Raw genomic sequence first — 21,763 nt, forward strand, 5'->3', positions numbered from 1 at the left:
AGGGACCATGATGGCTGAAATACCAACGCCTTACACCTCCGGCACCCCCGCGCTGAAGGAGACTGCGGAGGAGCTGCGGGCACGGATTCCGGGATGGGGCGTTGACCTCGACCCAGCGGACAGACCCTCCTACCCCCGCGAGCAGCCCGGTATCGAGACCGGTGCGCGCTGGGACTTTCCCGAACGTCAGCCGGAGAAGTGGCCCAGGGAACGGTCCGTTGAACACGCTTTCGTGACCCCCGTCTTTGGCACCTCAACCCCTCCCAAGGGTATCTCCGGTGCGCTGCGGAAGTACGCGTACCGGAAGTACAGCGAGGGCCGCGCAGCCCACTGGCTGCTCCTGATCGCCGCCGACAGAGTGGACGCGTGGGAAAGCCACCTGCGCTCCTTCGCAACCCTGCGACCGGACAACCCGGTGACCGAAACCGGTGTGCTCAGCGAGTTCTCCCACCATGGTGCGAGCTCCCGCGTCGGGAAAAGGCGCGCCGACCTGAACCATCAGTGGATCGACCCCATCCTCGTCGGCGCCCCGTGGGTACTGGCGGGACTGGGGGCAGCAGCCGCCTTGAGAACGCTGCGAAAGCACCGTCCGGCCTGACAACCCGACGGCGGCGGGCTGGCCCGTATAGGCAACCCGCCGCCGTCGAACCTAACAGACTCCTACTGGAAGTGCTACGAAGCTGATCCTGCCGCCGGGAACCGCTCCCATGCCCGGTGTGCAGAGAGCAGTTCCCGGACCACCGGAATCACGGTGTCCGGACCTTCTCCACTGATGATTCCGGGGGCATCCTGAGGGACGCCGGCCGCGTCCAGAACTGCGGCACCTGGACCCCAGGCGCCAATGGCTTTGCCATGACGGAAAGCTTCAGAGACCATAAGAACCACGCGCGGATCAAGGGTCGCACCTGGTTCGCCGGCCTTGGCATCGCGGCCCGGAACGGCATCGGCTGCTGGAATCCCACCGCCCGCTGCAATGATTGCGTCAAACTCGATCGAGCGTGCTGTGAGGTAGCTCCTTTGGACAGTCACTGCAGCACCATGCTCCGGCTCAATCACACCACCGGTCGGCGCAATGATCAGGGGGACCATGCCTGCCGCGTCAACCGCCTCGCGGGCTGCGGCCACCAGCGACAGGTCACTTTCAGTGTCCGCGATGATGCCCACGACGCGACCAGCAACAGGCCATTTCCCACCAATCTGGGACACAGCGGGACTGGGCTCCACGTCCTGCGTGTCAACGGTGGCCGTGGGAGCCGGCATCCCGAGGCCCTTGGCGACGGCGGCGCAAAGTCCGGCGTCAATATTAGCCAGCGCCATGAGTTGCCGTTCCCGGATCACCGCTTCATAGCACTTGCCAAGCTCAAAGGTGTAGGCCTGAATCACGTGGTCCTGCTCTACCGACGTCAAACTGCGGAAGAACAGCCGGGCTTGGCTGAAGTGGTCATCGAAGGACGCCGGGTTTCTCCGTTCCTTAATTCCTGCCGCGATTTCCTCAGGTACGTCCACGAATGCTCCCACGTCCTGCCCGGCCATGAAGGGGCAACCACCATCAAGGGAGTTCGGATGGTAAGGGGCCACTCCCCCATGCACGGCAGTCTGGTGCATCCCGTCCCTCAGCATGTCGTTGACCGGGGCGTGGGGACGATTGATGGGAATTTGGGCGAAGTTCGGTCCACCGAGCCGCGAAATCTGCGTGTCCAGGTATGAGAACAGGCGGATCTGCAGCAGAGGATCATTGGTGACATCGATGCCTGGGACGAGGTGTCCCGGATGGAAGGCCACCTGCTCGGTCTCGGCAAAGTAGTTGGTCGGGTTGGCGTTCAGCGTCATCAGTCCGATTGGCTGAACCGGCGCCAGTTCCTCAGGCACAAACTTGGTGGGATCCAGAAGGTCGATACCTTCGAACATTTGATCTTCGGTGTCCGGGAACGTCTGGATGCCAAGCTCCCACTCCGGGTACGCACCTGATTCGATCGCATCGGCCAGATCGCGACGGTGGAAATCGGGATCCATGCCGTTAATAATCTGGGCCTCCTCCCACACCAATGAGTGAACACCCAGCTTCGGCTTCCAGTGGAATTTCACCAGAGTGGTCTTACCTGCAGCATCCACCAACCGGAATGTGTGGACGCCGAACCCTTCCATGGTCCGGTAGGAACGGGGAATTCCGCGGTCCGACATATTCCACATCGTGTGGGCCTGCGCTTCGGTATGCAACGAAACAAAATCCCAAAATGTGTCGTGCGCACTCTGAGCCTGCGGGATTTCCCTGTCAGGATGCGGTTTCCCCGCGTGGATGAGGTCCGGGAACTTGATGCCGTCCTGAATGAAGAAAACAGGAATGTTATTCCCCACCAGGTCGTAGGTGCCCTCATCCGTGTAGAACTTGGTGGAGAAGCCACGGGTGTCACGGACCGTATCAGCCGACCCTCTGGATCCCAGAACAGTGGAAAACCTCACGAACACCGGGGTTTCTACATCCGGCGCAAGGAACCCTGCCTTGGTGATCTTCGAAGCCGTGCCGTAAGAGCGGAACGTTCCATGCGCCCCGGCTCCTCTGGCGTGGACCACGCGCTCAGGAATTCTCTCGTGATCAAAGTGCGTGATCTTCTCACGCAAGTGATGGTCCTGCAGCAAAATCGGGCCCCGCGGCCCGGCCTTCAAGGAATGGTCTGTATCTCCGAGCCTCAGACCTTGGGCCGTTGTCAGGTACTGGCCGGACTGGGCACGTGAGTTTGCGGGTGCGCCGGTGGGGCTCCCCGTGGGTGACACGGCCTCCGGCCCCTGCTGATCAGGCTTCGGCGGCAAAGGCTCACGCGACGCTGTGGGCTCTTCTACGGCGGGCTGCTCAATCGACGGAGCCCCTGGAATCTTAATGTTGTCCTCAGTTGGCACTGCGCGTTCTCCTCGATGTTGATCGGCAAATCGATTACTGCACTCAACCAAAAAGGTAAGCTTCCTTAGTACCCTAGGGGCCAGGAATCCCGCTTGCAAAGTCGGCGCGGCAAAGTAACGCGATTGCGGCTGTGGACAGCGCCCTAGAGACCTCGCAGGAAGCCCGGCCTGTGCTCGACCCCGTGGCTGGTGAGACCGTAGAAAACAGGCAGGATCACGAAAATCACCGATGCTACCAGCGGATGGACGAGGACACCTGCTGTTCCCGCCGCGAGGTACAGCACTACCCCGGCCAGGGCACGTGGTCGCTCGCGCGCGAAGTAGGAATCCGCCACTTCTTCCTCGGTGAGCTCAGGATGCCGTGCCAAGTGCGAGAAGAACACCAGCCATGACAGGCACAGCAGTGCCCCGACGATCGCGTACAACGCGACCGCGACCCGCTCGTCGGCCACATTGCCTGTCTTGGCTGTATCGATGATCACGGCTGTTGGCCAGGGCAAAAGGGCGAGCGTGGCAAGGATTCCCAGATTGGCCCACTGTAGGCCGATGTCCATCTGCCGGATACGGGAGAAGGCAGATTTGTGGTTGAGCCAGATCACGGCCAAATAGATGTAGGATGCCGCATACGCCAGGTATGTCGGCCATTGACCGAGCAGTCCGGCCAGCAGCTCCCCGGGTTCGGTCTCCGGCGGCGTGAGCTCAAGTACCAGTAGCGTGATAACGATCGCGATGACGGCATCGCTGAACGCCTCGGCACGGCCGGTGTCGGAGCGTGTCACCCTCCGCTCCTGAACCTATGCATCAGGCGGGATCGCAGTGCGGTGACGGCGGAGCGGTAGCCCTCTACCCGCTTTCACCGGGCAGCTTGTAGGCGAGCACGTCAATGTTCTGAATGTTCGGTTCCGCGCTGAACAGCTCAGCTCCCTGAGCAGCTAGTGCTTGCCCGACACCCCCGGCAAGGTGGGTCTGGCGGGCTTCGTCATCGGGGAATACGTCGAATACTCCGAAGGTCGAATCGTCGAACTTGAGAGCGAACCAGGCGCGCGTCCCTTGCTCCTGTTCAACGACGGAGCGTGCGGAGCGGAGGAACTCTGCGACGTCCTGCTCCTTGCCGGGTTTTGCCTTCAGGATCACCGACAATGCAACCTCAATCATGCTCCCTCACCCGGCCCGATCTGACGGATTCCATACTGCAGGGCAGTTTTCATGGCGAGCCTCCTGTGAACGGAACTGCGGCGGGGAAGATGCGGACCGAGCCGACATCGTGGAACCCTCCTCAACCTATCGACGGAGCGGCGCGATGCACTGCCAGTCTCGCAGTGATCGCTGGTCACCACAAGAGACAGTTCCGCTTGCCGGTGGACTGGCATCGCAGCCTTGGTCCCGGCTGAGGGATGCGCGCCACGAGGAGGCCGCTAGAGCATCTCAAGCACGCGTTTGTGGGTGGGAGAAGGATGGGCGCGATCCAAGTCGGCCAGGTCCTGGGGCGCAAGACGAACGTCGAGGGCCCGATGGCATTCCTGGACATGTTGTGGGCTTGACGCTTTGGGAATGGCCAAGACGAGTGGCTGCCTGAGCACCCAGGCAAGGGCAATCTGCGCGGGACTGACGCCGTGTTTGGTTGCGATGCGCACCAGCACTGGATCATTCAGCATCCGCCCCTGCTCCAGCGGCGAGTACGCCGTCACCGGGATGCCCCTCTCGACGCAGCGGGGCAACAGATCGAACTCGATGCCCCGGCGGGTCAGGTTATAGAGCACTTGGTCTGTCGCGACATTCCGGCCGCCCGGCAAGCGCAGAAGTTCTTCCATGTCCGCTACATCGAGGTTACTGACGCCCCAGTACCGGATCTTCCCGGCCCGCTGCAGGTGTTCGAAGGCTTCGAGCGTTTCGACCAAGGGAACAACACCTCGCCAATGCAGCAAATAGAGGTCGATGCTGTCCGTTCCAAGGCGGCGCAGGCTACCTTCGCAGGCATCGATGGTTCCGCGCAATGTGGCGTGATGCGGCAGGACTTTGGTGATCAGAAACGTTTCATTCCGCCGGGCTGCCAGCGCCCTTCCGACGAGTTCCTCGGCCGCGCCATTGCCATACATCTCGGCGGTATCAACCACGGACATTCCCACGTCCAAGGCCATATGGATCGCCGCGGTCTCTTGGCGGGCGTTGTCGGGGTTCTCGCCCATGCCCCACGTTCCGATCCCGAGCACCGGGACAGTCTCACCGGAAGGAAGAGATATCTCGCGCAACGTAACTCCTCTCAGAAAGAGCCCGTTCCGTTGTCGGCCGCACCGCGTCCGATGATTCTCGTCCGGACCATGGCGACACCCGCCGTGTTTCTTCAATCTACTCCGCTGCCGGAGGACACGAAAGATACAGGGGGCTCCCCGGAGTCTGCGCGGCGACCGCCTATTTCGGACGGGTGATCCTCCAGCCTGTCCATCCGCCTGTAGGTTGTCGCCCTGCTGACGGCGAGTCTTGCTGTCGAGCCACCTACTGTGACCCCCTGTTTGGAGAGACAGTGGATGTTCTCGTCGCGTTCCACCACCTCGATCCGACCGAGGTGCCGGCCGCTGTGACTGCCCAGGCGAGGGTTGGGTGCTACCACTCCGGGAGGGGGCCTCTCTGAGCCGCCTGGGCACCTCGAGCACTGCAGCGGCCACCCCATGGAAGCAGCCCCGAAGTGCTGCATGTGGACAACCCGCCGACCGCCGAAGGCTGCATAAAAAGGGACGACGACGACACGCAGTGTCGCCGTCGTCCTCCCCTTCTTGCGCCGGATGGCGCCATCCACCACAGACGCCCGGGGCTTAGGCTGCCTTCGAAAGCGTTACGTAGCTGCCTTCGACGGTGCCGCCGGCAACAGCGGGAGCGCCGGATACCGCGACATAGCTGCCATGGGTGACAGCAGAGATTTTTCGGCTACAGGGGGCGGTGACATAGGCGCCTTCAACACGGGCCTGGGCGCTGCCTGCGGGAAGGGATACGTAGCTGCCGCCACGCAGTGCGGTACCGGCTACAGAGATACGGTTTACGGCCTCAGGGGCGGGTTCGGTTGTTGCGGGGCGCTCGGTAAGCAAAGTCATGGGTTCTCCTTGGGGTTCAGGATCAGGGCCGATTCAGGTTCAGTGCCGCTCAAGCGGAAGGGCTGTGCTGGTTGTGTTGCTTGCCCTGCCGGCCCGGGGATGTTCACCGGTGCGGTACTCGAGGGCTACTCTGGCCTACATCCAAGCTACGCCTTATTACGATCTACTCAAAATAACGTGTGGAGACTCACGCTGCTGCAGCTACTCGCTTTTGTGAACCAAAAACGAGTTGAAACCAGGTGGCTTCGACTCGTCCTCCAGAAGTCATGTTGCGCTCCGCCCTTCCACCCATGAAGCGGTGTAGGCCAACCAGAAGAACCAAGCGAGGAACGCTCAGTCCCAGTTCACGGCAAGCGCAGGGCACACCAGCCATAACGTGCTCCCCCCACAACTAAACAGGCGACCCGCAACGCCAAGCGCACCCGCGGCCAGTGTCAGAGGGACCTGACCGAACAGAATATATACACGTCAAAAGCAAAAACCCCTCTGACGGGGGCATGCCCGCCAGGCATCTTTGTCTTGCAGTTTCCGAGGGCTGCCCAACATGCCTCACGGCTCAGCAACCTGCACGGCTGCATCAACTACGTGCCATCACTGCAGGGTAAAGACCCGCCCGCTCAGCGGCAGTCAGTCGAGTAGCGCTACGCCGAACTCAGCCACGACGGCCCGCAATTCCTTGAGGTAGCGCTGCGCTTGGTCGGTGAGCGGAATCGCGGCGTGGCCGATCCAGCCAATCTCGATGCGTTCGTCAACGTCGAGCGGGATAGCGACGATCTCCGGGTCGAGCTGCCCGCTGATGATGCCCGTCGAGATCGTGTACCCGTGGAGCCCGATCATGAGGTTGAAGATCGTGGCACGGTCAGAGACCCGGATCTCCTGCTTGCTGGACAAGGTGGAGAGAATCTCCTCGGCGAAGTAAAAGGAGTTGTTCGCACCTTGATCGAAGGTTAGCCGCGGTAAGCCGGCGAGATCGTCGAGAGTTGCACGCTCTTTTGAAGCGAGCGGGTTCTTCCGTGAGATGAAGATGTGCGGATCGGCGAGGAAGAGTGGAGTGAACGCGAGCCCGGATTCCCGGAGCAGCTTGTCGATGACCTTCCGGTTGAAATCGTTCCGGTAGAGGATGCCTATCTCGCTGCGGAGCGTCCGGACGTCCTCGATGATGTCCCAAGTACGGGACTCACGCAGCGAGAACTCGTATTCGGCCACATCAGTGGCCTTGACCATCCGGACGAAGGCGTCCACCGCGAACGAGTAGTGCTGCGTTGACACCCCGAGCAGACGTCGCCGCGGTGGCCTACCAAGGTAGCGCTGCTCGAGGAGAGCGAACTGCTCTACGACCTGTCTCGCGTAGCCGAGGAACTCTACCCCGTCGGCGGTGAGGGTGACTCCGCGGGCGGAGCGAAGCAGGAGTGCACGGCCAACCCGGGCCTCAAGGTCCTTCATCGAGGCGGACATTGTCGGCTGCGCTACGTAGAGAAGATCGGCGGCCGCGGAGATGGATCCCTCAGCTGCAACTTCTATGAAGTAACGGAGCTGCTGCAGGGTCAATCCGCTCGAAATCTGGGACATAGGGAAATTCTATATGAATGCATAGTAACCACTAGTTACCTGATACCCATCGGAAAGCTGCACCATGGATACATCACCTTCTGAAAGGCCGTCTCCGGCCCATCAACGGATTGGCAGCACATGGCAGACGACTTCACCTTCAGCATCACCACCACCCCCTTCGACGAGGACTACTCCCCGTCGGAAGGCTCGCGGATCACGACGAATTTCGCCAACCTGGCACGGGGCGAGCACCGCCAAGAGAATCTCCGCAACGCCTTGACCATGATTCGGCGCCGCTTCAACGATCTCGCAAGCTGGGACAACCCGGACCGGGACCGTTACACGCTCGACCTTGAGATCGTTTCCGTGCAGATAGAGTTCACCGCGGAAGGTACGGATCAGCAGTTCCCGCTGTTCGAGGTTCTCGACATCCAGATCGTCGACCAGCTGAACGGGGTCCGCCACCAAGGGATCGTGGGGAACAACTTCTCCTCGTACGTCCGTGACTTCGACTTCAGCCTCGTACTGCCAGCGGCAGCAGCGGCGGCAGGCGGGCCCACCGTGCCCGAGGACTTCGGCGATCTTCACGGCAAACTGTTCCAGCAATTCCTCGATTCCCCGGCGTGCCAGGAACGCTTCCCGCAGCCGCCAGTGGTGTGCATCAGCGTCTCAACGAGCAAGACGTACCGGCGAACGGAGAACCGTCACCCCGTCCTGGGCGTCGAGTACCAGCAGGACGAGTTCTCGCTGACGGACGCGTACTTCGCAAAGATGGGGCTGCAGGTCCGCTACTTCATGCCACGCGGCAGCGTTGCGCCGCTCGCCTTCTATTTCCGCGGCGACCTGCTTAACGACTACTCCAACCTGCAGCTCATCGGCACGATCAGCACTATGGAGACGTTCCAGAAGATCTACCGCCCGGAGATCTACAACGCGAACTCCGCCGCCGCCGTCGTCTACCAGCCGAGCCTGGGAGAGCAGGACTACTCGCGGACCCAGATCGCTTATGACCGCGTAGAGCGCAGTCAGCTCGCGATCACTCAGGCGAAGTACACGGAGGAACACTTCATCACGCCCCACAAGGATCTATTGGACCAGTGGACCGCCAAATACCCCGCTCTCGTCAACTGACCCACGGAGAATCGTCAATCATGAACACACTTTTGCCCACCACCGTTGTCGGAAGCCTGCCGAAACCATCGTGGCTCGCACAGCCGGAGACTCTTTGGTCCCCGTGGAAACTGGAAGGAGATGAGCTGCTCGAGGGCAAGCAGGATGCTCTGCGCATCGCCATCCACGAACAGACCCGACGCGGCATCGACATCGTCAGCGACGGCGAGCAAACCCGCCAGCACTTCGTCACCACCTTTATCGAACATCTCAGCGGGGTCGACTTTGAACAGCGCAAGACCGTGCGCATCCGCGATCGCTACGACGCGAGCGTGCCGACCGTCGTCGGAGCGGTGCGCCGCGAGCGTCCGGTATTCGTCGAAGACGCAAAGTTCCTCCGCGCAACCACAGACCGGCCGATCAAATGGACTCTTCCCGGCCCAATGACCATGGTGGACACGCTCTACGATGACCACTACAAGAGCCGCGAGAAGCTGGCCTGGGAATTCGCTGCAATCCTGAACCAGGAAGCGAAAGAGCTGGAGGCGGCCGGCGTGGACATCATCCAGTTCGACGAGCCCGCGTTCAATGTCTTCCTCGATGAGGTCAAGGACTGGGGCGTGGCTGCGCTGGAGAGGGCGGCAGAAGGGCTGTGTGCGGAGACCGCCGTGCATATCTGCTATGGCTACGGGATCAAGGCGAATACTGACTGGAAGGCGACGCTCGGCTCACAGTGGCGGCAGTACGAGGAAACGTTCCCGCTGCTTCAGAGCTCCAGCATCGACATCATCTCGCTGGAATCCCAGAACTCCCACGTGCCCATGGACCTCATCGAGCTCCTCCGCGGCAAGAAAGTCATGCTCGGGGCAATCGACGTCGCAAGCGAGATTATCGAGACCCCGGAGGACGTCGCCAACACTCTCCGCAAGGCCCTGCAGTTCGTCGATGCGGACAAGCTCATCGCCAGCTCCAACTGCGGCATGGCACCGTTCCCCCGGGACGTCGCACTGGCCAAGCTGAGTGCTCTCAGCGCAGGGACGAACATCATTCGCGAAGAACTCGCCCGCTCTGCAACCCCGGTGTCATAACCATGTTTCACGCTTACCCCCCAGACACCCGGCTCGAGGCTCCCAAGCCGGGCTTCCCGTCCTCCCTATCGGCCGACGATTTCAAAGCACTGTTCCGCGGCCACCCGGGAGGTGTCGCCGTCATCACGGCGGATGCCGGCGAAGGACCGGTGGCGCTGACGGTATCGTCGGTGGTGTCAGTGAGTGCGGAACCTCCGTTGCTGATTTTCTCGGTCTCGGCACTGTCCTCTGCCTCCGAGGTGCTTTCACGCGCCGAAACTGTCGTCGTGCACCTGCTGGACGCGCACGACGTCGACTTGGCGAAGTTTGGCGCGACCCCTGGCGCCGACCGCTTTGACCAGACGCACCGTTGGTCGACCCTTGCAACCGGCGAAGCGGTGTATGACGATGTCCGCGCCTGGGTGCGCTGCGCCGTCGTCAATCGCATGGAGGTGGGGACCTCCACAATCATCGCCGTTCACGCCCTGGAGTCCCGCGTGATGCGTGACGTCCAAGCGGGCGAACCCGGCGACGCTCTGGTCTACCACAACCGCTCATGGCACCGCTTGGGCGAGCATTCCAAGCATGAAGGCTGAGCGCCGCGCCAACGATGCGAGGCGGCAAGCCGAACGGCGCACGACGGCGGGAGCATAACTCCCGCCGTCGTCCTCGTTAACGCCGGAGCGTCCATCGACATCCCGAATGGCCTATGCCGCGTCAGACGCGAACTCGAACTTCAGGGCACATCAGTGCTTCACCGGACGGAAGAAGCATCTCGCGCATAGTAGCCCCCGTCGACAGAGCCCGTTCCCGTTTTTGGATGTGCAGAGTCCGATGTTTCCCGGCCGGACAGGCTGTGGCGGTACGGGACCTCGCCGAACATGACATTGGACTGCTGCTCGAGGGATGGACCTGGGCGATCCTTGACGGAAATTCCCCGCGGGAACGGTCGAGGAACGGACCTGCGCCCGGACATCCCTCCGCCTCAAACGCAGGCAACCCGAGCAGGCTCAGCTCGAACAGATCCCCGATTCCCTGCCTTGGGGCTATGGTGACAGAATTTCCACGCAGCGGCGCTGGGACGGTTCCTGTCCGACCTGAAACGGGCAGCGCCCGACGTAGCCCACCGTGTCGTCACCTGCAGTCCTGACGTTGCCTCCTCCACCAACCTCGTGGGCTTGGTCTCCGAGCTCGGAACGACCTGGAGCCGCTGGGGTCAGCCCCTGATTCCGATCGCCACCATCTATGACCCCTTTGTGGCCCGCACCCTCGAACCGTGGTCCTTTGGCATGTATGCCGGCGGCCAGTCCATCCTCATTGGAACACCGTCAGGTGTGACTCTGGCACCGGAAGGCGGCGCCCACCAATCCCTCACCACTGCCTCCATTGGCCTGGAACAGCCCGAGTGCACGGCTTGGGAGCCTGCCTTCGCCCAGGATCCGGAATGGTGCATGCTCGAGGCGCAGCGCCGGATCGGCCTCCCCGGAGGACGCTCTGCCTACTTCCGGCTCACCACCCGTCCACTGGATCAAGGCCTGGCCGCCATGCCGACGGACGAGGCGCTGGTGGAGCGACGCCGCTGGCACTCGGTGGCCGGCTGAGCGACCACGACCCGGTCGAAGTCAAGGTCACCCTGGTCGGCATCGGAGCAATGATGCACGAAGTCATCGCCTCGGCTGCATGGCTGAAAGAACTGGGCATCACGGCCGGCGTCGTCTGTCTCACCAGCCCCGACCTGGTCTTCGACTCCCTCCAAAGCCGCAACTCGCTGAACCACGGATCCGGACCAGCCGGATTCGACATCGTCGACGCTCTCTTTCCGCGGCACGCTCCTGCGCCCCTTGTCACGGTCCAGGACGGGCACCCACACACCCTGTCCTTTTTGGCCGGGGCACGCGGGGACCGAGCTGTCTCACTGGGTGTGAGGGATTTCGGTCAGTCATCCGACGTGGAGGACGCCTGCCGCATCCACGGCATAGACGAAGCATCGATCGTCAACGCGGCGGTGAACCTGATGCGCTGATATCTTCCGTGTAACCAAGCCGCTCTCCCGCGCCTGCGACCTCCTGACGTTTGTGCTGGCTCCCCTCCCTTGACTTTGCTACTGACCACAGCCACTGTTGTCGACAACAGGAGGGGGCATCCGTCCGTTCCTGGTCCAGTGGAGGATACTGATGGTCCGTGCCAGGTCGCTGATGCGCTCCGCGACCTCCGGAGACCGGGTTACCCGCGTGGAACTGTTCTTCGACCTGGTCTTCGTCTTCGCGCTGTCACAGCTGTCCCATCATTTACTGGAACATCTGTCCTGGCTGGGTGCCGGGGAGACATTCGTGCTGCTTCTGGCGGTCTACAAGGTATGGGTGTACACCACTTGGTCAGCAACATTGCTGGACACTTCGCTGCGGGAAGTGCAGTGGATGCTGCTGATCGTCATGCTGGTCACGCTGTTCATGAACGCCTCCATCGACTCGTCATTTGGCGCTTTCGGCTGGCTGTTCGTTGCCTGCTATCTGGCGGTCCAGTTGGGCCGCGGTGCGTGGATGCTTACGGCGGGACTGGATGAGACAACGCACAACCATTTCGTGCGCACGCTGACTTGGGGGTTTATGAGCGCGCCTTTTTGGATTGCCGGGGTCTTCTTTGATGCGGTGCCACGTCTGATGATCTGGGGTGTTGCTGCCGCGATTGACCTTCTTGGCCATATGCTGGCTCACCGATTGCCGGGCCGCAAAACCGAAGGAAGCCGGGTTCCGCTCCCGGGGGAAAGGATGTTCGAGCGGTTTGGTTTGTTCTACCTGATCGCGCTCGGCGAGACAATCCTCTCGACCGGTCTGGCAATAGCGGGGAATCTGGAGGACCCTCTGATCTTTGTGACGGGGACTGTAGGTTTGGCTGGAAGCATCGCCATCTGGTGGTGCTACTTCCATAGCCTCGAACGGGACATCCTGGACAAGCTCGCCACGGTCCATGATCATTTTCGGCCGGGCATATTGGCGGGTAACACCTTGTTGATGCTCCTGGCTGGCCTGATCCTTGTGGCTGCGGGCGATCAGCTTGTGATCAGCGATCCGTCCGCCCGTCCGGAACTGTCCACCGTTCTGCTCCTGTTTGGCGGCCCCGCCCTCTTCCTTGCCGGCCGAGGCATTTTTATCCGCCAGGTGTTGGGCCTGCGCCATCCAACTGATCTCATCGGCATCGGCACCTTGGCGGTGCTGGCAGGCTTGAGCCTTCTCCTGCCCGCCTTCGTTGCCGCTATGGGCGCATTGCTTCCCCTCATTGGCGTAGCAGTTGCCGACACCGTGATCCGTCGCCGCCGATTCAAACAGCCAATCAACTGACAGCCCATCCGATGCCAGGCGACAAGTCCTGAATCCAACCTGGCAGGCCAGGGCGTCCTCTGCCAGTCCCCGTGCCCCTCATACCCGAGCGCATAACTTGCCTCCTGCCCCGCTCGGGCCACCACCGGCCCCAACCGAGCGACGCCGCCAGGGCCAATCCGCTGGGTGGGGAACCCCAAGCCCACGGCACATGCGAGCCGTCCGGTGTGGTCGAAGACAAAGTACTTTCTGTGCCTAGAGAGCTGCAGCCGGTGCTGACCTCGATTTCGCCTCAAGCCCCTTGACCCGGGGTGACAAAATAGCGCTGACAAAAGCGCGCCATTGAGCGCTGCGGTTCGCGATCGTCAACACATCGGGCTCACCAGGTTTTCATCAGAAATCCTCTGGTACTGCGTTGTCGGAATGACGCAGTCCATGGGTTACGCGGAATACAGGTCTGAATATGGGCCTTCAACGACGGACAGGCGCCTTCGGCGTTATCAGCTGACAATCAATGGGGGCTGCCAGTGCTCCGCAGGCCTCTCTGGCGCCGCTGGGTCCAGGCTTATCAGCGGCGCAACGCACGACTCACCGACCACATGCTCGGCGCCGGCATCATCGCCGGCTGGAACACCAACAAAACACCGCCTACAAAACCAACCTCGGCATCCCCTGAGGGAGTTTTTGCATAACGGCGTGGGATCTGGCCTGATCCGAAGGAGATACCCGTGTCTGGCGATCGGCCCTGTGAGTGGCGATCACATCCGAAGACTCATCGTGATGCGTGCGGGCAGGAACGAGTCTGTGGGAGCCACTTTAGAGCCGGACAGGCGAAAGGTTGACCACCTGAGTTCCTTGTTCAATGCCGAAATTCGGACGTCCAAAATGCCACATCAAATCTTTCCTTGACAGAGCCATCCTTCGGCTCTAAATTTAGTGCAACCGATCTCAGCAACCGATCTCACTGCTACTTTCGATAATGCAACCGATCTCAAAGGAGAGACTCGATGACCAAAACGACTTCTCCCGACCGTCGGTGTCCCGCACTTAGCACGCGTCGCTTGAGCACGGCATGCTCCCGCATCAGCAAATCCGTTCACAGGAGAAATTCATGATCAAAAAGCGATGGGGCTTGGCGCTCGTAACAGCCGTCGTAGCCAGCCTTGCCCTCAGTGGCTGCTCACCCTCAGCTTCGGAACCCAAAGGGCCCGTGACATTGAGCTACTGGGACTTCCTCGATCCCAGCCAGGCCAATCCGCGTTCAAAAGCCTTGAAGGAAAATATTGCCAAGTTTGAGGCGGCTAATCCGGACATCAAGATCAACCTCTCCGTTGTTTCGCTCGGCGACATGTTGAACAGGCTGCCTCAGGCCGCGGCAGCAGGTCAGGCCCCTGACGTCTTCAAGATGTTCACTCCAGTCGTTCCCCAGATGGCATCTGCCGGCGTCTACTCCCCGCTGCCTGACGCTGCTTCGAAGGTCACCGACTGGCTGCGCCCCACCGACACCCTGGCGGGCCCCGACGGCAAACCGGTTGCCGTGCCATATGAATACCGAACCTGCGCCCTCTACTACAACGAAAAGATCCTCAACCAGATCGGCGCGACAGTTCCCACCACGTACGACCAAGTAGTCGAAGTTGCCAAGAAAGCTGCTGCCGCTGGTTATACCGGCTTCGGGACCGGCTTCTCGGACACGGACAACTCGGCCATCATCAGCACGTTCTTTAACTGCTTCATGTCACAAGTGGATCAGGAAATCTGGAACAAAGATGGGCAGGCAAGTTTCGCGACGGCCAAAGGCAACGAGTTTGGTGACTTCCTGGCCAAGCTCAGGGACGCTAAGGCTCTTGGCAGCAACGTCGTTTCTGACACGTACGGCACCGTAGCTGACGGCATGGCGAGCGGCACGGTTGCCATGGCAGTCTTGGGCACGGAACGAGCGGTTTCCTTCGGCTCGCAGAACAAGGACCTCAAGTGGACGGCCCTACCCAAAGCGGGTACCGGCGATACGACAGGTACCACCATTGGGTGGACCTTGGGCATAGGCAATGGCAGTAAGAATACCGAGGCCGCCTGGAAGTTCATCGAATACATGACCGGCCCGGAAGCCGGTGCTCTGATGGCAACCGGCGGTGAGGTACCCACCCGTGCGGCCACCTACCAGCAACCATTTTTCTCCACTCCGGAGGCAAAGACCGTCAACGACATCGCCGCCTACGTCAAGACCAACAGTGAACCGCGGACGTATTCCAACACATGGACCGCGCTTGCCACTGGCCTCTCCCAAGCCGGGCAGAAGCTGACTCTCAACGGTTCATCAGGCAGCGATTTTGTCCGTTCCGCGCAGGATGCGGCCAACAAGAAGTAGCCGCTCGCGATATCTGGGGGCCTGAGAAATCAGGCCCCCACGGAAGGGACAGAAATGTCTACAAAAAGCCCCACCCGCAGCCCACGCAACACCGCAACGTCTCCCTTGGGCGCCCCAAGTTTTCGCCGGGTCCGTAGGGATCGAATGGTATGGCTCTACGTCCTCCCGGTCAGCGTCGTCTTCCTCTTTGTGTTTGTGGGACCGCTCATCTACACAGCGTGGACGGCCCTCCACGAGACGTCGTATTACCAGATCGGCAAATTCACGGGCCTGAATTCCTTTGTCCGACTGTTCTCAGACTCCGACCTGCCGAGCCGCATCTGGACAACCCTGGTGTTCTCGCTCGGCGCCTTGGTTATCGCACTGCCGGCGGGGCTGCTTTCTGCAATCGTGCTCAACAACCTTCACCGCTTCAAGCGTTCGGTCCGGAGCCTCTTCCTCCTGCCTTGGCTGATGTCACAGGCCACTGCAGGAACAATCTGGCTCTGGTTCCTCAACCCCAACTATGGTCCGGCATCAGCGATCACTAAATCTCTCGGGTTCGGTCCCACTGACGTTTTCTCATCTCCGGCCAGTGCGCTGGTTGCAGTAACTCTGATGTCAGCCTGGTGGTCCTACCCGCAAGCCATGCTCCTCTTCTTGGGCGCCCTTCAAACGATTCCTGAGGAGCTCCGCGAAAGCCTCAAAATGGACGGCGGCGGCATCTGGCACCAGTTTGCGAATATCACACTGCCCTACTTGCGCAACACCATCGTCTCCGTTGTGGTCGTCCTTCTCATGCTTTATGTGCAGATGGTCACCATCATCCTGGTCACCACGAGAGGAGGCCCCATCGGCTCCACAGAAACCTTGTCCATGCGGGTCTACAACCAGATGTTCGACAAGTTTGACCTCTCGGGAGCCTCGGCAACGGCAATCCTGCTTTTCGCCGTCAATATCGCCCTCACCCTCGTCGCCATTCGCTTCCGACGGAAGGAAAGCTTGTGAGCATCACAACCCCGCGCCGCCAACGACGCTTGGGCAGTTTCATAAAGGCCGTTCCGGCCTGGGCGTACATCATACTTTCCGCAGCGGTGGTACTCCCCCCGGTCGCATGGATTGTGTCCACGTCGCTTAAGACCGCGTCCGGCACGTTGGAATTCCCGCCAAGGTGGATACCTGCCCCCTTCTCATCCGAGGGCTATGTTGGTCTTCTGACATCGACCAACATCCGCTTTTTCGCAAACTCTCTCATCTATGCCGGCGGCTCGATCGTTCTTGCTCTGGCCATTTGCATCCCCGCAGCGTATGTGGCAACGAGGTATCGCAGCCGCCGCATGGAAACTCTCATGACTGGAATTCTGGTCCTTTCCATGGTCCCGGCGATCGTGGTCTTTATCGCGCTTTACTCCATGTTCGTCAAAACCGCATTGATCAACACATACCCCATGATGATCATCGTCTACACGGCAATCATCTGCGGACAAACCATCCTGTTTCTGCGCAATTTCATCGAAAATATACCCGTCGAAATCGAGGAAGCGGCGGCGATTGATGGCTGCTCACGCATGCAGATCTTGTGGCGCATCATCCTCCCGCTCATCCGGCCTGGTATCGCCGCCGTAGCCATCTTCATCTTCGTATTCGTTTGGAACGACTTCCTCGTGGGCACCGTCCTCGCCACCACAGAAGACATGAAGACCGTGCAGAACGGCATAGTGCGATACATAACCACCGGCTTCGGTAGCTTCTGGGGACTCTTCGCCGCATTCATCGTCGTAGCCTTCATCCCGGTTCTCTCGATCTTCCTGGCATTCCAGCGCTGGTTCGTTGCCGGCATGACATCCGGCGGTGTCAAGGGATAACTGAAGCAACCGTTAGCCGCACTATCCGACAACGCAAAAAAGGCAGGCCCCGTGACCGCATCAGGCGGTCACGGGGCCTGCTTTTGCGGGCCACCACGGAAGTCCGACTCGCTGAGTGCGCCCTCGAAGTGCCTCAGGCACTGGTGGCTGACCGACATAAGTCGACACCTGACATTTCCTTCAGTCGGTGGTTGGCTCGGCCCGCCGGGGCAACCTGATTGCCGGCGAGGGGCTCATGGCCACCGAGTTCACTCCGGAGCGCAGAATCTCGGCCGGCGAGCCAAACGCGGTCTGGGACCTTTAGGCGTTCTGCGTGTTGAAACACTGGATGCAGTGTGGGCGGGCAGGATCCAGCCTGCCCGCCCGACTGCCTTTGCAACCTATGCCGGACGCGCCCTGTACTTTGTCCGGGGGCAGTCCTCGGTACGCACTCGGACGCATGGGCTGACGGAGTGCGTCATTCAGAAGACGAGCGACTTATGAGTCGTTGCTCGAGCGCCAGTCTGGCGGCTGAATCAGCTCCACGCGATTTCCGTCTGGATCGAGGAGGTAAACCAGCCACCCGCCTGCGATGGGTCCGGAGGTCGGAGCAACGGGCTCTGATACCGCGCTGTAGCCGAGCGCTGTCATTCTGGTGTAAACCTGTCGCACATCAATATCCGTGAAGGCGAGGTGAGCGGTGCCCGGTTGCGCCTCTGATGGATTGACGGCTGGCAGTAGCGGCTCGGCATGGGCGAGTTCCAGCCGAAAGGATCCGTCACGGGTAGCGAGAAGCATGGCTCTGACGGTTACGTCAGGACGGCCGTAAAGTTCTCCGATATATGGTCCCGACGTCCAGGCATCCAAACGCGCCAGTCCGAGGCCATCCACATAGAATCGCTCGCTCCGCTCCATATCCGTGACGTGCAGGGCAGTGTGGTGATGTCGCATTAAGTGTCTCCTTCGAAGGTCAGGGACTCGTCTCTGATTGCTGAACTGCCTTTCAGGATGAAAGCGGCCCTAAAGCGTTGTTGGGTTCAGTGAGGCAAGGGCACAGTGGCACAAGCGGCCAATAACAAGCCCTCGTCGCACATTTCAACTTCCGATTCCCAGATGTGCTCCGCCGGCCACGTCGAGAGACACTCCCGTGATGTAGCGGTTGTCGGGATCGGAAAGGAACAGGATGGCCCGGGCTACTTCATCAGGTTCGGCGAACCGACGCATCGGCAGCTGCGCTGCCCTCTTCGCTCGGTTGGCTGCCGCGTCGGGGCCGGAGTCCCGGGCAAATTGCGCCCACATGGGCGTGTTCACCGGTCCTGGGGCGATCGCGTTCACGGAGATGCCGTTGGGTCCGAGAAGTTCAGCAAAGGACCACATGATGTGGAGGACTGCGAGCTTGCTCGCGTTGTAGGGCAGGTAGTTGAGGCGTGCTTCTTTGGCCGCAACTGAGGACAGGACCACGATGGCGCCGGCAGTGCCGGTCGCAAGCATGGATTTTGCTGTCTCCCGGACCATGGTGAAGGTCGCCGTTGCGTTGATCCTCAGGATGGAGTCGAACTCTTCAGTGGTTGTGTTCATGATGTCCGGCGTGGGGCCAAGCACTCCGGCCGCGTGAACGAGGACATCGACACGTCCGTACTCGGCTTCGATGTCCTGTATGACCGTTGCGCATTGTTGTTCCGAGGTGATGTCGAGGGGATAAAACGCCTGAAGGGCCTGGTCCTCTTTGGGGGAACGGTCGGCGCCGATGACCCTGGCCCCTGCGGCTATAAAAGCGCTGACTGCGGCGTCGCCGATTCCTCCGCTTGATCCGGTTACCAGAACCACCTGGTCTTTGAGGCTCATCGGTTATCTCCGTTCTGGGCGCAGTTTGCCTGCAGTTCTCCTGTGGTCGGAGCGTGGGGTGCTGTCTTCATGTTCGTTTCCTTACTCGAAATTGCCCGGTTCGGCCGGTCCTCGTTTGCTTGGATTTCGATGATGCTTAAGGGGTGAGCGCCTCCCGGGCGCCGGTGGCCGCCGCTGTCCGGACTGCATCGGCGATTTCCGTGGCGCGGAGCGCCTGGGCGAATGTAACGGCAGGCGTTTCACCCACGCAGAACCTCAGGGCCGCTTGAGCCTGGCGGAGGAAGAGGTCGGAGGGTGCGAAGTTTTTCTCCTGCTGTCCGCCGTCACGGGTCCACACGTGGAGGGAATCGTTCGACCACAACATCCGGCCGCCAGTGGCCAGAACATCGATGGTGAGGCTCCAATCCCCTTGGTTGAGCCCTTGGGGTTCCCGCCAGGGAGACCAATAGCTCTGCAAGGTAAATACCGCTCCAGAGGGGAATTCGAGGGTGGAAACGACGTGTTCCGGCACCGGAGACCCGTACAGGCTGCTGCTGGCGTTGGTCGCCACGACTCTTGGGTCTCCCTCGAACCACGAAGAGACCAGCTCGATGGCATGGATGCCATTCACCACCGCAACGCCACCCTCTTTCGGATCAGCACGCCAGGAGTCGATGGTCTCCTTATATGCGACCGATCGAACGTTTACAGCGATCACGTCGTTGTCTCTGATCCACTGAGAGATAAGCGGGACGGCCGGATGCTGGTGGAGTGTGTAACCCACCATGAGTCGTTGGTTCACTCCCGAAGCGGCGGCCATTATGGCAGCACTCTCGGCATCTGCAGCTACCGGCTTTTCCGTCAGCACCCGAAATCCTCTGTTCAGCAGATCCGCACAGACATCCGGTTGTAGCGTGGTGGGCAACGCGACGACGACTAAGTCCAGCTGATCACAACGAAGCTCCTGGACGCTGGGCACCACCTGCGCACCCAGCTCGTGGGCCAACGAGACCGCCCTCTCGTCTTTCTCCACCAAGTGGGTGACATTCGCACCCACCTTGGTGAATGCTCGTGCATGACGGGATCCTGCCCACCCGGCCGCCCCCACCACGGCGACGCGCTGGGACTGTGCCGCCGTCGTCATGATGCGGGCCCCTCGAAGATCAGGCCGAAGTTGAAAGAGGTGCTCATGAAATCTCTCCTTTGAGTTAATTCAGAAAATCGACGAGATCAGTTGTGTATTTCGGGGGCACCACCCTTTGGTGTCCCAGAAGGCCTTTAAATACCTGGCATTTTCGGATCCGAAGGTCGGAAGTCTTCGGTGTCAACGCCGACTTCCGTTCTGCAGCTTGCTGCCGTTGGACCCTGGAAGGGCAGTAATTCTCCGGGAGCCAGCCCCGGTACCGCCGAGTGATCTTCGAGCATGCGTGGCTTGTTGACCATGATGGCCCCTGCCAGAAGCACCACGAGCCAGGCACCGAGCATGCCGAACGAGGCCAGCCAGCCATCCCCGGGGCTGTGCAGAAGCGCGAAAAGGAACGGGCCGACACTCGCCAGGGCGTAGCCGGTTCCTTGGGCAAACGCGGACAGACGTCCTGAGCCGGCCTGCGTTCGTGTTCGCTTATTGATCATGGTGAACGCAAAGGAATAGGACCCTTGGCCTAGCCCGGCAATGACCACCCAGACCGCCGCAGAAGCTGGTGGCGCGAAGATGATGCCTCCGTAACCTATGGCGAACGCGACCACAAACAGGACGGCCACAGGTAGCGGGCGGGACATTCTTACAACAACCATGGGCACCATCAGAGCGACCGGCAAAGCAAGGATCGAATACAGCGCCAGCATGGATCCAGCAGTTTCCTCGCTTAGTCCTCTGTCAACGAGGACAGCCGGGAGCCACGTAAGCGCCGTAAAAGTATTGCTGGAACAACCAGCAAAAACCAATGCAGTGCCCCATCCGATTGATGATCTCCAAGGATTGACCCTGTTCGCAGGAGGCGACTGCTGATCGTTGACTGGTGTGCGGGCAACGATCCGTCTGGTCGATAGAAGAATCAGCCACGGGATCGCAGCAAGCGCACTGAGTACAGCCCAGATACCAATGGAGAACCGCCAGCCATAAAGAGTGCCTAGAGGAATTGCGAATTGGGCGGCCACCGCCGTGCTGACACCCAGGAGCGTGACGTGGAGCGCCGCGAGACCCCCGATTCTGTCGGGAAAAAACTTCATCAAGAGAGGCGGCGCCACGACGTTGACCAGACCAATCCCGAGCATGGCGATACACGTGAACACCAAAAATGCCAACACGTCCCATCCCCCTGCGCGGCCGAGCTGACCCAACGTTGTCAGCAGAATCGCAACCAGTAGGAGGTGCTCAAGCTGGATACGCCGCAGCAGCGGCAGCGCAAGGAAGCCCATCACCGCGAAGCTGGCGGTCGGCAGCATCCCTAGGGTCCCTGTGGTCACGGCGTCAAGGGGGAGGTCTGCGCCTATGTGGCCAAGAAGCGGCGACACCGCCGAAACCGCCTCTCTTGCGCTGAAGGCAACCAGCAGGATGCCCGCAAGCGCGGTGAGACGCCCGCGCAACGGCCGTCTCCCGGCTCCCTTGACTCGCAATTCACGCTGAGGCAGGCGACGTGGAGCCATGGTGGCACCTCCCTATATCCGACAGGCTGGCTCAAGACACCAGTTTCAAGGAACCCGTATCAGACACCCGTGCAAT

General features: G+C 60.8%; 20 protein-coding genes. 10 read left to right on the plus strand and 10 right to left on the minus strand.

All coding sequences use genetic code 11. The features are described from left to right. Positions 1-10 precede the first annotated feature (10 nt). Entirely contained in the window at positions 11-598 is a 588-nt protein-coding gene (locus J3A64_RS07530; RefSeq protein WP_210063953.1) for a hypothetical protein, read from the plus strand. A 74-nt stretch (positions 599-672) separates the two neighbouring features. Here J3A64_RS07530 and J3A64_RS07535 read toward each other — a convergent pair whose 3' ends face one another. From J3A64_RS07535 to J3A64_RS07560, 6 genes are all read right to left on the minus strand, one after another. Continuing rightward, positions 673-2,895 (minus strand): catalase, encoded by a 2,223-nt coding sequence (locus J3A64_RS07535; protein WP_210063954.1) that lies wholly within the window; start codon positions 2,893-2,895, stop codon positions 673-675. Between the two features lie 143 nt (positions 2,896-3,038). Then, positions 3,039-3,674, minus strand: coding sequence for a TMEM175 family protein (locus J3A64_RS07540; protein WP_210063955.1), 636 nt, complete (start codon positions 3,672-3,674; stop codon positions 3,039-3,041). A gap of 64 nt (positions 3,675-3,738) precedes the next feature. Further along, positions 3,739-4,050, minus strand: coding sequence for a putative quinol monooxygenase (locus tag J3A64_RS07545; RefSeq protein ID WP_011774555.1), 312 nt, complete (start codon positions 4,048-4,050; stop codon positions 3,739-3,741). Positions 4,051-4,310: 260 nt separating this feature from the next. After that, the gene (locus tag J3A64_RS07550) at positions 4,311-5,144 is read right to left on the minus strand and encodes an aldo/keto reductase (protein WP_210063956.1); all 834 of its coding nucleotides are present in this window, start codon (positions 5,142-5,144) and stop codon (positions 4,311-4,313) included. A gap of 561 nt (positions 5,145-5,705) precedes the next feature. Beyond that, a complete protein-coding gene (locus J3A64_RS07555) occupies positions 5,706-5,981 on the minus strand; it encodes a hypothetical protein (RefSeq protein ID WP_011774553.1) in 276 nt (91 codons plus the stop codon). A 627-nt stretch (positions 5,982-6,608) separates the two neighbouring features. Beyond that, positions 6,609-7,550 (minus strand): LysR family transcriptional regulator, encoded by a 942-nt coding sequence (locus J3A64_RS07560; protein ID WP_011774551.1) that lies wholly within the window; start codon positions 7,548-7,550, stop codon positions 6,609-6,611. 120 nt (positions 7,551-7,670) lie between these two features. Here J3A64_RS07560 and J3A64_RS07565 point away from each other — a divergent pair, with 120 nt between their 5' ends. From J3A64_RS07565 to J3A64_RS07600, 9 genes are all read left to right on the plus strand, one after another. Next, a complete protein-coding gene (locus tag J3A64_RS07565) occupies positions 7,671-8,663 on the plus strand; it encodes a DUF1852 domain-containing protein (protein ID WP_210063957.1) in 993 nt (330 codons plus the stop codon). Positions 8,664-8,683: 20 nt separating this feature from the next. Beyond that, entirely contained in the window at positions 8,684-9,730 is a 1,047-nt protein-coding gene (locus J3A64_RS07570) for a methionine synthase (RefSeq protein ID WP_210063958.1), read from the plus strand. A 2-nt stretch (positions 9,731-9,732) separates the two neighbouring features. Next, positions 9,733-10,305, plus strand: coding sequence for a flavin reductase family protein (locus tag J3A64_RS07575; RefSeq protein WP_011774548.1), 573 nt, complete (start codon positions 9,733-9,735; stop codon positions 10,303-10,305). A gap of 582 nt (positions 10,306-10,887) precedes the next feature. After that, positions 10,888-11,310 (plus strand): hypothetical protein, encoded by a 423-nt coding sequence (locus tag J3A64_RS23640; protein WP_286176217.1) that lies wholly within the window; start codon positions 10,888-10,890, stop codon positions 11,308-11,310. A gap of 50 nt (positions 11,311-11,360) precedes the next feature. After that, positions 11,361-11,732: a hypothetical protein gene (locus J3A64_RS23645; RefSeq protein WP_238324572.1), complete on the plus strand. Its 372-nt coding sequence runs from the start codon at positions 11,361-11,363 to the stop codon at positions 11,730-11,732. 208 nt (positions 11,733-11,940) lie between these two features. Then, entirely contained in the window at positions 11,941-13,047 is a 1,107-nt protein-coding gene (locus J3A64_RS07585) for a low temperature requirement protein A (protein ID WP_307807172.1), read from the plus strand. A 1,090-nt stretch (positions 13,048-14,137) separates the two neighbouring features. Continuing rightward, the gene (locus J3A64_RS07590) at positions 14,138-15,394 is read left to right on the plus strand and encodes an ABC transporter substrate-binding protein (RefSeq protein ID WP_162486146.1); all 1,257 of its coding nucleotides are present in this window, start codon (positions 14,138-14,140) and stop codon (positions 15,392-15,394) included. 144 nt (positions 15,395-15,538) lie between these two features. Next, the gene (locus tag J3A64_RS07595; RefSeq protein ID WP_014921677.1) at positions 15,539-16,381 is read left to right on the plus strand and encodes a carbohydrate ABC transporter permease; all 843 of its coding nucleotides are present in this window, start codon (positions 15,539-15,541) and stop codon (positions 16,379-16,381) included. 302 nt (positions 16,382-16,683) lie between these two features. After that, positions 16,684-17,238 (plus strand): carbohydrate ABC transporter permease, encoded by a 555-nt coding sequence (locus J3A64_RS07600; protein WP_280115938.1) that lies wholly within the window; start codon positions 16,684-16,686, stop codon positions 17,236-17,238. 477 nt (positions 17,239-17,715) lie between these two features. Here J3A64_RS07600 and J3A64_RS07605 read toward each other — a convergent pair whose 3' ends face one another. The 4 genes from J3A64_RS07605 to J3A64_RS07620 all read right to left on the minus strand — a co-directional run bounded on the left by J3A64_RS07605 (position 17,716) and on the right by J3A64_RS07620 (position 21,687). Next, positions 17,716-18,168 carry a VOC family protein gene (locus J3A64_RS07605; protein WP_051024967.1) on the minus strand — a complete coding sequence of 151 codons (453 nt, stop codon included), beginning with the start codon at positions 18,166-18,168 and terminating at the stop codon, positions 17,716-17,718. Positions 18,169-18,312: 144 nt separating this feature from the next. After that, entirely contained in the window at positions 18,313-19,062 is a 750-nt protein-coding gene (locus tag J3A64_RS07610; RefSeq protein WP_014921674.1) for an SDR family NAD(P)-dependent oxidoreductase, read from the minus strand. A 136-nt stretch (positions 19,063-19,198) separates the two neighbouring features. Continuing rightward, entirely contained in the window at positions 19,199-20,185 is a 987-nt protein-coding gene (locus J3A64_RS07615; RefSeq protein ID WP_210063960.1) for a Gfo/Idh/MocA family protein, read from the minus strand. A gap of 134 nt (positions 20,186-20,319) precedes the next feature. Continuing rightward, positions 20,320-21,687, minus strand: a complete 1,368-nt coding sequence (locus tag J3A64_RS07620; RefSeq protein WP_286176218.1) for a CynX/NimT family MFS transporter — start codon at positions 21,685-21,687, stop codon at positions 20,320-20,322. Positions 21,688-21,763: the final 76 nt, after the last annotated feature.

Source organism: Pseudarthrobacter sp. PvP004 (assembly GCF_017876035.1).
Lineage (GTDB): Bacteria > Actinomycetota > Actinomycetes > Actinomycetales > Micrococcaceae > Arthrobacter > Arthrobacter aurescens_A.